Source organism: Aquitalea pelogenes (assembly GCF_001515305.1).
Taxonomy (GTDB): domain Bacteria; phylum Pseudomonadota; class Gammaproteobacteria; order Burkholderiales; family Chromobacteriaceae; genus Aquitalea; species Aquitalea pelogenes.
Window position 1 is genome coordinate 1 of the sequence record NZ_LNQV01000083.1, and the last position, 9,391, is coordinate 9,391.

The 9,391-nt window shown below is 62.3% G+C and carries 9 protein-coding genes and 1 pseudogene; 6 read left to right on the plus strand and 4 right to left on the minus strand.

Translation table 11 applies throughout. The annotated features are described in order from the left end of the window. Window positions 1-86 precede the first annotated feature (86 nt). Entirely contained in the window at window positions 87-641 is a 555-nt protein-coding gene (locus AWT75_RS19820; protein ID WP_062791421.1) for a hemerythrin domain-containing protein, read from the plus strand. A gap of 13 nt (window positions 642-654) precedes the next feature. Here AWT75_RS19820 and AWT75_RS19825 read toward each other — a convergent pair whose 3' ends face one another. Beyond that, window positions 655-1,458 carry an AraC family transcriptional regulator gene (locus AWT75_RS19825; protein WP_062791423.1) on the minus strand — a complete coding sequence of 268 codons (804 nt, stop codon included), beginning with the start codon at window positions 1,456-1,458 and terminating at the stop codon, window positions 655-657. A gap of 307 nt (window positions 1,459-1,765) precedes the next feature. On the opposite strand from AWT75_RS19825, the gene AWT75_RS19830 reads away from it, so the two are divergent. The 5 genes from AWT75_RS19830 (at window position 1,766) to AWT75_RS19850 (ending at window position 7,852) form a co-directional block, all read left to right on the plus strand. Then, window positions 1,766-2,692, plus strand: coding sequence for a 4-hydroxyproline epimerase (locus AWT75_RS19830; RefSeq protein WP_062791431.1), 927 nt, complete (start codon window positions 1,766-1,768; stop codon window positions 2,690-2,692). Window positions 2,693-2,750: 58 nt separating this feature from the next. Continuing rightward, window positions 2,751-3,698 (plus strand): dihydrodipicolinate synthase family protein, encoded by a 948-nt coding sequence (locus tag AWT75_RS19835; protein ID WP_062791425.1) that lies wholly within the window; start codon window positions 2,751-2,753, stop codon window positions 3,696-3,698. Between the two features lie 67 nt (window positions 3,699-3,765). Beyond that, a complete protein-coding gene (locus AWT75_RS19840) occupies window positions 3,766-5,337 on the plus strand; it encodes an aldehyde dehydrogenase (NADP(+)) (protein ID WP_062791427.1) in 1,572 nt (523 codons plus the stop codon). 3 nt (window positions 5,338-5,340) lie between these two features. Beyond that, window positions 5,341-6,603, plus strand: coding sequence for an NAD(P)/FAD-dependent oxidoreductase (locus tag AWT75_RS19845; protein WP_062791429.1), 1,263 nt, complete (start codon window positions 5,341-5,343; stop codon window positions 6,601-6,603). Between the two features lie 274 nt (window positions 6,604-6,877). Next, complete coding sequence (locus tag AWT75_RS19850; RefSeq protein WP_239689682.1) at window positions 6,878-7,852, plus strand: branched-chain amino acid ABC transporter substrate-binding protein; 975 nt, start codon at window positions 6,878-6,880, stop codon at window positions 7,850-7,852. A 163-nt stretch (window positions 7,853-8,015) separates the two neighbouring features. On the opposite strand, the gene cheZ is transcribed toward AWT75_RS19850, so the two are convergent. From cheZ to AWT75_RS23270, 3 genes and pseudogenes are all read right to left on the minus strand, one after another. Next, window positions 8,016-8,753 (minus strand): protein phosphatase CheZ, encoded by a 738-nt coding sequence (cheZ, locus tag AWT75_RS19855; RefSeq protein ID WP_045848525.1) that lies wholly within the window; start codon window positions 8,751-8,753, stop codon window positions 8,016-8,018. Window positions 8,754-8,806: 53 nt separating this feature from the next. Beyond that, window positions 8,807-9,196, minus strand: a complete 390-nt coding sequence (gene cheY / locus AWT75_RS19860; RefSeq protein WP_082696227.1) for a chemotaxis response regulator CheY — start codon at window positions 9,194-9,196, stop codon at window positions 8,807-8,809. A gap of 71 nt (window positions 9,197-9,267) precedes the next feature. Continuing rightward, window positions 9,268-9,391, minus strand: a pseudogene (locus AWT75_RS23270) (chemotaxis protein CheV); the annotation flags it as partial.

Here is a 9,391-nt window from a genome sequence, read left to right on the forward strand (position 1 = left end):
GAACCGCCATGTGCTGCAATTTACGGCGGTTGGTGATGGCGTAATAGTGTTCTTCCACTCCACTGACTTGCCCCAGCAGGCCCAGCTTGCCGTTTCCGGCGCTGGGCTGGCTGCCACCGGTATACGGTGCGGTGTTGCAAGAGCTGATCGACGTGGCGGTGATCGTGAATGCGCTGCGCGCCCTGTCGCCACCTGCCGGTCTGGGCCAGCAGCAGAAACTGACGGTGGAAACCGTGGCGCAACTGAACGAGGAACATGCGCTGCTCAACCCGCTATTGCAGCAACTGGCAGCACTGGCACGCGCCGTCCCGCAACTGGAGCACAGCCAGTTGCGGGCCGAACTGGACCAGTTGCAAACCCTGCTGCACGAGCGCCTGCTACCGCATGAGCAAAAGGAAGAAGGGCAGCTTTACCCGGCCATGGCGCGGCTGTTGGGCGGCGAGGACCCGCTGGCCGCACTCAGTCGTAGTCATCAGGAAATATTCCGCCAGTCGCGCCGCCTGACCATGCAGATAGCGGCCTTGCCGGTACCCGCCTCGCCGCTGGAATTACAGGAGTTGCAACGCACCCTGTACAGCCTGGACACCATTTTGCAGCTGCATTTTGCCCAGGAAGACGAGCTGTACCAGAGCATGAGCTGAACGCTCGCATCCCTCACAGCGGAGAGGGGGAGCGACTGCTGTCCTGGCCATGCAGTTGCTGACGGTACTGGCGCGGGGTAAAGCCGGTCAGCGCCTTGAACTGACGGCTGAAGGCGCTGTGGTCGGTGTAGCCGCAGTGCAGTGCTACATCGGTGATGGCCATGTCACCGTGCAGCAGGCGGTGGGCATGTTCCAGCCTGGCCTTGTGAATCATCTGGCGCGGGGTCAGGTGAAACACCTTCTTGCAGTAGCGTTCCAGCTGGGCGGGGGAAACACCGGCGATGGCGGTCAGCTCGTCCATGCTGATGGAACGGCTGAAGTGGCTGCGGATGAACTCGTCCACCGCCACCAGCCGGGTGTAGGCGGGGTGGGTCTTGCTGGCGGCCTGCAAATCCAGCGAGATGCCGATCAGCCCGATGATGTCGCCCGCCGCACTGTATAGCGGCCATTTGTAAGTCAGGCACCAGCCCGGCTCCCGGCTGTTGAACAAATGCAGTTCCAGCTGGCTTTCCAGTACCAGCCCGTCCTTCAACACCTTGATGTCCTGCGCGGTATAGCCCGGCCCCAGCTGCGAGGGAAACACCTCGGCGCTGGTCTTGCCCAGCAAGGGTTGCAGGCTTTTCAGCCCGCAGCGTTCCACCAGTGTCTGGTTGGCCAGCAGATAGCGGGCCTGTGCGTCCTTGATGAAGATGGCGGCATTGGGGATCAGGTTCAGTACCGGCAGCAGCGGTCCCAGTGCGCCCAGCAGACTGTCCAGGCTGGCCGGACGCGTTTGTTGCTGCCAGTTGGCAATGCTGTCCAGCAGTTCCCCTGTCATGGTTTTCCCTTCCTTGTCTTGTGCGTTTGTCCGGTCTGTCACCGGGCATGGCGGCACAGTCCTGTCTTGCCCATTGTGCTGCAAAAACAGTAATTGTGCTGATTTCGTCATTGTCGCTGATGATAAGCATCAAGATTCCCGGCAGCAATAACGCCATTCTATGCAGGTGCTGACGAAGACGGGTTCGGCGTGAAGATGCAATGGAATCAATACCCTGCATGGTATTGCTGCATCGGGTTTTCACAGGACATGCCAAGGGTGCATTCCTGCCGGCCGTCATTCAAGGTCTTACCGAATGGACAAGCTTATGCAAGAGATACACATCATCGATTCCCACACCGGCGGCGAACCCACCCGGCTGGTGATGCGCGGTTTTCCCGATATCGGCGGTGGCAGCATGGCCGATCAGCGCGAAGCATTGCGCCAGCAGCACGACCAATGGCGCCGCGCCTGTTTGCTGGAGCCGCGTGGCAGCGAGGTACTGGTGGGCGCACTGTATTGCCCGCCAGTGTCGCCGGACGCCACTTGCGGGGTGATCTTCTTCAACAACACCGGGTATCTGGGCATGTGCGGCCACGGCACCATCGGCCTGATTGCCTCGCTGCATTACCAGGGCCTGATTGCACCGGGCGTGCACAAGATCGACACCCCGGTGGGACAGGTCAGCGCCACCCTGCATGAGGATGGCGCGGTGACGCTGGGCAATGTACCGGCCTACCGCTATCGCCAGCAGGTGGCGGTGGACGTGCCCGGCTACGGCGTGTTTCACGGTGATATCGCCTGGGGCGGCAACTGGTTCTTCCTGGTGTCCGAACACGGCATGGTGCTGGAAATGGCCAATGTGGACGCGCTGACAGCCTTCACCTGGGCCATGTTGCAAGCGCTGGAAGCACAGGGCATCACCGGGGCCGATGGCGCGCTGATCGACCACGTGGAGCTGTTTGCCGACGATGCCAGCGCCGACAGCCGTAATTTCGTGATGTGCCCGGGCAAGGCGTACGACCGCTCGCCCTGCGGCACCGGCACCAGCGCCAAGCTGGCTTGCCTGGCTGCCGACGGCAAGCTGGCCGAAGGCGAAAGCTGGGTACAGGCGGGCATCACCGGCAGCCAGTTCATCGGCCATTACCAGCGTGAGGGCGATTTCATCCGGCCCTTCATTACCGGCCGCGCCTTCGTCACTGCCAGCAGCACCCTGCTGATCGACCCGCAAGACCCTTTCGCCTGGGGCATCTGAGCCCCGCGCTGCACAGACAACACCCCATACACACATACAAGCTGCAAGGAGCAAAACAATGAGCGACAACATTTTCACCGGCTGCATCCCGGCCCTGATGACCCCGTGTACCGCCGAGCGCAAGCCGGATTTTGACGCGCTGGTGGCAAAGGGCCGCGAGCTGATTGCCGCCGGCATGAGCGCGGTGGTGTATTGCGGCTCGATGGGCGACTGGCCGCTCCTGACCGAAGCCGAGCGTCAGGAGGGCGTGGCCCGGCTGGTGACCGCCGGTGTGCCTACCATTGTCGGCACCGGTGCGGTGAACACCCGCGAGGCCGTATCCCATGCCGCCCATGCCGCCCGTGTTGGCGCACATGGCCTGATGGTGATTCCGCGCGTGCTGTCGCGTGGCGCGTCCCCGACCGCGCAAAAGGCTCACTTTTCCGCCATCCTCGCCGCTGCGCCAAACTTGCCTGCAGTCATCTACAACAGCCCTTATTACGGCTTTGCCACCCGTGCTGATCTGTTCTTCGAACTGCGCCGCAGCTATCCCAACCTGATCGGCTTCAAGGAATTCGGCGGTGCCGCCGACATGCGCTACGCCGCCGAGCACATCACCTCGCAGGATGATCAGGTCACCCTGATGGTGGGGGTGGACACCCAGGTGGTGCATGGCTTTGTCAATTGCAATGCCACCGGCGCCATTACCGGCATCGGCAATGCGCTGCCGCGCGAGGTGCTGCATCTGGTTGGGCTGAGCAAGGCCGCAGCCCGTGGCGACGCAGTGGCGCGTCGTCAGGCGCGCGAGCTGGAATCCGCGCTGGCGGTGCTGTCCTCCTTCGATGAAGGCTGCGATCTGGTGCTGTATTACAAGTACCTGATGGTGCTGAACGGGGATACCGAATACAGCCTGCACTTCAACGAAACCGATGTTCTGACCGAAGCCCAGCGCCGTTATGCCGAAACCCAGTACACGCTGTTCCGCAACTGGTATCGCGACTGGTCGGCCGGGCTGAATGTGGCCTGAGCCAGACCCTGAGCAGCCGTGCCACGCCTGCTGCGTGGCCGGGCTTTTATTTCAAGCAGGAAATCTCATGAATCTGACAGGCAAGATGCTGATTGGCGGGCAATCCGTCAGCGGTACGCGTGAAGCGCTGCACGCCATCAACCCGTCCAGCGGCCAGACACTGCAACCGGGCTATGCCGGGGGCGATCAGGCACAGGTGGAACAGGCGTGCGGCCTCGCTTGGGCCGCGTTTGATGCCTACCGCGAAACCACGCCGGCACAGCGGGCGCAGTTGCTGCAAACCATTGCCGGGGAAATCGAAGCACTGGGCGATGCGCTGATTGAACGCGCCATGCTGGAAACCGGTTTGCCGCAGGCCCGTTTGCAGGGCGAGCGGGCCCGCACCTGCGGCCAGCTGCGCATGTTTGCCCGTACCGTACTGGCTGGTGAATGGCTGGATGTGCGGGTCGATCAGGCCCAGCCTGCGCGCCAGCCGCTGCCGCGTGCCGACTTGCGCCAGCGCCAGATCCCGCTGGGGCCGGTGGCCGTATTCGGGGCCAGCAACTTCCCGCTGGCCTTCTCGGTGGCCGGAGGGGATACCGCCTCGGCACTGGCGGCCGGTTGCCCGGTCATTGTCAAGGCGCACAGCGCCCATCCCGGCACCAGCGAACTAGTGGGCCAGGCCATTGTGAGCGCGCTGAAACAGTGCGGCTTGCCCGCCGGGGTATTCGCCCTGCTGTTTGGCAGTGGCCGCGAAGTAGGGCAGGCACTGGTGAACGATGCGCGCATTAAGGCGGTGGGTTTTACCGGCTCGCGTGCTGGCGGGCTGGCCCTGTGTCAGACCGCACAGCAGCGTGCGGAGCCGATTCCGGTGTATGCGGAAATGAGTTCCACCAACCCGGTGTTCCTGCTGCCTGCTGCCTTGCAGGCCCGTGGGGATGCGCTGGCACAGGGCTTTGTCGGCTCGCTGACGCTGGGCGCAGGGCAGTTCTGTACCAACCCCGGCCTCTTGGTGGCGGTACAAGGGCCGGCGCTGGAGGCGTTTGTCGCCAGCGCGGCTGATTTGCTGCAACACAGTGCGGCGCAAACCATGCTCACACCCGGCATCTGGGCAGCCTATCAGGACGGGGTGGACAGTCTGTCCCGCCACGCCAGCGCCGTAGCCAAGGGTGTGTTGCCCACTGGTCCCAACCAGTGCCAGGCACAGCTGCTGCGGGCAAGTGCAGCAGAATACCTGGCCAATCCGGCCTTGCAGGCCGAGGTATTCGGCGCGGCCGCGCTGATCGTGCAATGCCGGGATGACGCAGAACGCCTGCAACTGGCCGAGGCGCTGGAAGGCCAGCTGACGGCCACGCTGCAACTGGATGACGACGATATCACGCTGGCCCGCCGCCTGTTGCCGGTGCTGGAGCGCAAGGCTGGCCGCATTCTGGTCAACGGCTGGCCTACCGGGGTGGAAGTGTGTGACGCCATGGTGCATGGCGGGCCATTCCCGGCCACGTCGGATGTGCGCTCCACCTCGGTGGGCACCGCGGCCATCCAGCGTTTTCTGCGCCCGGTGTGCTATCAGGACCTGCCGGATGCACTGCTGCCGACCGCCCTGAAACATGAGAATCCGCAGGGCTTGCCGCGCCTGCTGGATGGCGTGCGGGAGGCCTGAGCCATGGCCGACACCCTTGTTGCGGGAGATGAAGTCATCGTGGTGGGGGCCGGGGTGGTCGGTATTGCCATTGCGCTGCAACTGCGGCTGGAAGGCTTTGCCGTCACCCTGCTGGACCGTGGCGAACCGGCCATGGAAACCAGCTATGGCAATGCCGGTGCCTTTGCCATCAGCGATGTGATACCGCTGGCCGAACCGGGCGTGCTGCGCAAGGTGCCGGGCTGGATGCTGGACCCGCTGGGGCCGCTGGCCCTGCGCTGGCGCTACCTGCCCAGCCTGATGCCGTGGCTGCTGCGCTTTCTTGCCGCCAGCCGCCCGAGCAAGGTGGCCACACTCACCCGCGATCTGTCTGCCTTGCTGGGACGGGTGAATCAGGACTATGCCGCGCTGATAGACAAGGCCGGGCTCACGGCCATGTGGCGACGCCACGGCAACCTCACGCTGTATCGCAACCAGCAGGAGTTCGATGCCGCCCTGCCTGCCTGGGAGGAAAAGCGCCGCCATGGCGTGCAGTGGCAAGCCTTGTCACGCAGCCAGTTGCTTGCGCAGGAACCCTTGCTGGCCGAGGAATGGCAATACGCGGTGCGGGTGCCGGACTGGTCGCATGTGGACGATCCCTACACCTTCAGCCGTGGCCTGTTCGATGCCTTTGTCCGTGCCGGTGGACGCTTTGTGCAGGATGAGGTGCTGGCTACGGTTGCAGGGGAGGGGCGTGTGAGCGGGGTGGAAACAGCCGGCCATGGCCGCCTGTCGGCTGACGCCACGGTGATTGCCTGTGGCGTGTGGAGCGACCGCTTTACCCGTCAGCACCGCTACCGCGTACCGCTGGAGAGCGAGCGCGGCTATCACGTCAACCTGCCCAGGGCCGGAGTGAAGCTGCACCACTTTATCCAGTGCGCCAGCGAAAGCTTTGTCATTTTGCCCATGGCGGATGGTGGCCTGCGCCTGGCCGGCACGGTAGAGCTGGCACACCGCGATGCGCCACCCGACTGGCGGCGCGCCCACATCCTGCTGGACAAGGCGCGGCGCATCGTCGGCGATTTTTCCACCGCAGACATGACGGTATGGATGGGCAACCGCCCCTCGCTGCCGGATACCTTGCCCATTATCGGCCCGGCCCCAGGGCAGCCCGGCCTGTGGTTTGCCACCGGGCACGGCCATCTGGGCCTCACCCTGGCCGCCACCACGGCGGTGCTGCTGAGTGATTTGTTGCAGGGCCGCGCAGCGGAAACAGACATGCAGCCCTACCGCTTGCAACGGTTTTGATCCTGCCAGACACCGGCGCAGACCGGTCATGGCTGGAGAGCAGTAACAGGGGAAATCAGCTGGTTTCTCTTGAATGAATGCAGCGTCAAAGGAGAAATGACATGGCACAAAAGAAACTGTTGGCAGAACTTGGCCGGGTGGTGGCACTGGGCGGCATGATGGCCCCGTTTGCCATTGCTGCCGCACATGCCGATACGGTAGTGAAAATCGGCTTTTCCTCACCCTTGTCCGGCCCGCAGGCGCATTACGGCAAGGATAATGAAAACGCACCAGGATGGCCATTGACGACATCAATGCCAAGGGCCTGGTGGTGGGCGGGCAGAAGATCAGGTTCGAGCTGGTGTCCGAGGACGATCAGGCCGACCCGCGCATTGGCACCCAGGCTGCGCAGCGGCTGGTGGATGCCGGGGTGAAGGCGGTGATTGGCCACTTCAATTCCGGAGTGTCCATTCCTGCTTCACGCATTTACTCGGAAGCGGGTATTCCGCAGCTGTCGGTATCCACCAACCCGGCTTACACCCAGCAAGGCTACAAGACCACCTTCCGCCTGGTGGGCAGCGACAGCCAGATTGGCGGCTCGCTGGGCCAGTTTGCGGTAAAAACCCTCAAGGCCACGCGCATTGTGGCGATTGATGACCGCACCGCCTACGGCCAGGGTATTGCCGACGAATTCGTCAAGGCGGTGACTGCCAATGGCGGCAAGGTGGCACGGCGTGAATTCACCACCGACAAGGCAACCGATTTCACCTCCATCCTGACGGCGGTGAAAGCAATCAATCCGGAAGTGATTTTCTACGGCGGGGCGGATGCCCAGGCTGCGCCCATGGCCAAGCAGCTCAAGCGGCTGGGCCTGAAAGCCCGGCTGATGGGCGGCGACATGATGAACACCCCCACTTTCATCCAGCTGGCCGGGGCGGATGCGGCTGGTCACTATTCCGCGGTGGCCGGTGGCGTGCTGACTGCCCGTCCGGCGGGCAAGGCGTTTGAAACCCGTTACAAGGCCCGCTTCCATCAGGATGTGGTACTGCTGGGGCCGCAATTCTACGACGGGGTGATGCTGGTGGCCGAAGCCATGAAGCAGGCGGGTTCTGTCGAGCCGGCCAAGTATCTGCCCAAGCTGGCCGCCATCCGTTACAGCGGTGTCACCGCCGACTTTGCCTTTGCGCCCAATGGCAACCTGCTGAAGGCCCCGGTGACGCTGTCCGAGGTCAAGAACAACGCCTGGCAGGTGCAGGCGGTGGTGAACTAGTTAGTGTAGTCCTGACGGTATTTCCCTGCGTTCTCATCAGTCTCATGCCTGGGTTGGCCTTGCTTGCGGGGTCAGCCCTTTTTTCATGCCGGCGCACCATCCACATGAAAAAGACCCTGCATGTGCAGGGCCGGGGCAGTAAAGGGAAGTGCAGGGGGGTGCTTCAGAAACCCAGGCTGTCCAGCAGGTCGTCCACTTGTTGCTGGCTGGACATCACATCCGGGTTACCTTCCTGATTGATGGCCGGGCCGTTGAGCAGGCTGCTGTCCAGCGCGCCCTTCTTGTGTTCCGGCGAGAATTCCACCAGCAGGTTCAGCATTTCGGCTTCCAGCGTCTTGAACATGTCCATCATTTTCTTGATGACCTGGCCGGTAAGGTCCTGGAAATCCTGTGCCATCACGATTTCCAGCAGCTGGGTGCTGGTTTCATGGGTTTGCTGCGGCACCTGGTTCAGGTACTGGCGGGTGTCGTTGGCCAGCTGCTTGAACTCTTCGACCGACAACTGGTTGGCATACAGCAGGTTCCAGCGCTCGGACAGGCTTTGCGAACTGCTACCCAGGGTGTCCTGCAAGGGCTGGGCCACGTCGATGGCATTGAGTACCCGGTCGGCCGCGCTCTTGGTGAGCGAGGCGATGTAACTGAGTCGGTCACGCGCATCGGGAATGGCATCGGCCACGCGTTCCAGTGATTTGTCGTAACCCATGTCACGCAGGGTGTTGTGCATCTTGCGTGTGATCTGGCCAATCTGCTCGTACATCACTTCGCAGTTGCTATGTGCACTTTCGGCGGTTTGTTCAGCAGGTGCATCCTCAGTGGTCGCTTCTTTCTGCTGGCTGGCAATGCTGTCGAACAGTGCTTCGAGATCCGGGGAATCTCCGCTATCTAGAATGTGATCCGGCACGATAGCTTCTCCTCTTTGCTGACCTGGCAAGTCGTCTTGCCATGTATATGCGTTTACTTGTTCAGGGTCTGGAAGATCTTGTTCATCTTTTCTTCCAGCGTGGCCGCGGTAAACGGCTTCACGATATAGCCGCTGGCACCGGCCATGGCTGCCTCGATGATGTTTTCCCGCTTGGCTTCGGCGGTGATCATCATGAAGGGAAGATGCTTGATCTGCTGGTCGGCTCGCACCGCCTTGAGCAGCTCGATGCCCGTCATGTTGGGCATGTTCCAGTCAGACACGATGAAGTCGAAATGCTGGTTTTTCAGCTTGTGCAAGGCAACCTGGCCGTCTTCGGCCTCGTCGACATTGGTAAAGCCCAGCTCTTTGAGCAGGTTGCGCACAATGCGTCTCATGGTCGAGAAGTCGTCGACGACCAGAAACTTCATGTTCTTGTCCACCATAAATGAGGCTCCAAAGAGTTGATTCGTTAGTGGCGTCCACCCGCCCGGCACAGGCCAGGGCGGGGACAGCGTTATCTTTGAAGGTAAGGCAGCAGGGTTTCAGCCAGGATTGCCGGGTCGAATTTGGCAACATAGGCATCCACCCCCACGCTGGAACCCATGGCCTTGTTGGCATTGGACGACAGCGAGGAGTGC